The organism is Endozoicomonas atrinae, assembly GCF_001647025.1.
GTDB lineage: Bacteria > Pseudomonadota > Gammaproteobacteria > Pseudomonadales > Endozoicomonadaceae > Endozoicomonas > Endozoicomonas atrinae.
The window spans coordinates 1-1,719 of record NZ_LUKQ02000522.1; the positions used below are offsets into that span (position 1 = coordinate 1).

Annotated in this window: 2 protein-coding genes and 1 pseudogene; all 3 read right to left on the reverse strand. The window is 40.5% G+C overall.

Annotation, left to right across the window (positions count from 1 at the left end; genetic code table 11):
* Positions 1-80 precede the first annotated feature (80 nt).
* Positions 81-746, reverse strand: a complete 666-nt coding sequence (locus AK963_RS28660) for a transglycosylase SLT domain-containing protein (RefSeq protein WP_202969913.1) — start codon at positions 744-746, stop codon at positions 81-83.
* Complete coding sequence (locus tag AK963_RS28665; RefSeq protein WP_238593885.1) at positions 685-1,059, reverse strand: helix-turn-helix domain-containing protein; 375 nt, start codon at positions 1,057-1,059, stop codon at positions 685-687. The genes AK963_RS28660 and AK963_RS28665 overlap by 62 nt, the downstream gene beginning before the upstream one ends.
* A gap of 484 nt (positions 1,060-1,543) precedes the next feature.
* Positions 1,544-1,719: pseudogene (locus AK963_RS36220) on the reverse strand (IS256 family transposase); the annotation flags it as partial.

Genomic DNA, 1,719 nt, shown 5'->3' on the forward strand with positions numbered 1-1,719 from the left:
ATCAGAACCTGATGCACAGAGTTTTTGAGAAGTTAGGCTTGGCAATGAATGACGAAAAAGTCATGAATACTTATGAGGAGCTAAGTAGCTATGGTGCTATCGCTGCATAATAGTGTCCGGAGTATTGTTAATGTTGACTCTGGTTTAATATTTTTCCATATGGCCATTACCCGTGAGCCAAAGTTACGTGCACGATCCTGATCTTTCCAGTGGTGATATCTTCCTATACCTAACTCAAGATCATTAGGAGCAGATTTGATTGCTGTTCTGAGAATTTCAGCACCGACCTGAAGGTTAGTTTTTGGATCAAGCAGGGCTTCAATTGAGGACACTTTATCTTTATGCCAGTGAAAATTAACTTGCATGAGCCCTACATCGACTAGCTCACCTGATGCTTCTACCATTTTCATTAAGTGCACCTTGGTTTCCTGCTCTGAAAGACCATAATAACGATCTTTCAGAGTGCGTAGTGTCCATGGCCAGGGGCTTATCATCTTGTCTCCCTGATCTCCTCGGCCAGATGCGCTTTCAGCCAGTGCAACTGCATATAAGAGGTAGGGATCTAATTCATGCTGTAGAGCGACTTTCTCCCACTCGGTTCCATTGAGCGTGAATTCATTGGTATCAGAATCATTTGAATGAACTATACCTGACAGAAGCAAAGCAATAGTTATTGAGGCGAGTCTACACAGTTTGGTTATTCTCGAAGTCATTTCTTTTTCCGTCCCTTTTGATTGGTAATCCATTTTTATAACGCTCAGGCCAGAGGTCATAGGGTTTCACATTCAATGCCCGGGCTATGTGGTACTCACATGATGGGTATTGTCTGTGGAGTGCCTGGCTATAGCATTGACGGGTTATACCCGTTTTTCTCGCCAAGTCAGACAGTTTTATCCCTCTGATTTTAAGGGCGTATTTAATCCATTCCCTGCGATCAACTTCTGAATCAGGGATGGATGTGATGTCGATTACTTCAAGAACTTCAAAATCTGAATCGAGAGTTTTGCTTTCCTTGTCATTACTTGTCATTTTCTGTCTTTTATCAAAATCCTTTGTCACTTTTTAACCTGTCAGAAATTGAAAATCAACAGGTGGAACATAAGTTCCATTGATTTTTTTGTTGTTGATTAAAATATATACAGATCACGTGTTTTCTGGCATCGAAGATATTGTTTTCAGCAAAATGAATGCCGGTTGGATAAAGGTGTACTTTAGTATACGACTAAGGTCTAATTTATTTAGTCTTCAGGTGTCCAAGAATTTGCAATTCCATAAAACTGTGAAATGCTGTGTTAGTGAGTAACTTATTTAGATAATAAAGGTTTTATGGAGCGTTTTGATATGTCAATTGGATTTGTGCTTTTTGTATTATTGGCAGCTCCTGCCTTAGTGTCGTTGACAGTGTTTTGCTGGCTGACCGTTCTATGGCTACTGGATGTGGTTGGCCGATATAGCAGTGTACTAATTAAATCCAAAGAGCTTGCTATTCAATTGAATAATCATTGAGCCTGTAAATAATTCTGTGTAAACGCCACCAAAACTATTACTCCTTGAACCGGTCAGGAAACATAATTTCAAACCGGTTCATGGCTGCTTTCCAGTTCCTGATCGGCATGGTCCATTTCTCGGAAGCTTTTTCCATGGCCAGATAGATTACCTTCATGACTGACTCATCAGTCCGAAAAATCTTCCGGTTCTTGATCGCCTTACGAATGACGC

Bases quoted from the DNA above. Each gene is read 5' to 3' on its own strand.
- AK963_RS28660 (WP_202969913.1), bottom strand. From the start codon at position 746: ATGGATTACCAATCAAAAGGGACGGAAAAAGAAATGACTTCGAGAATA.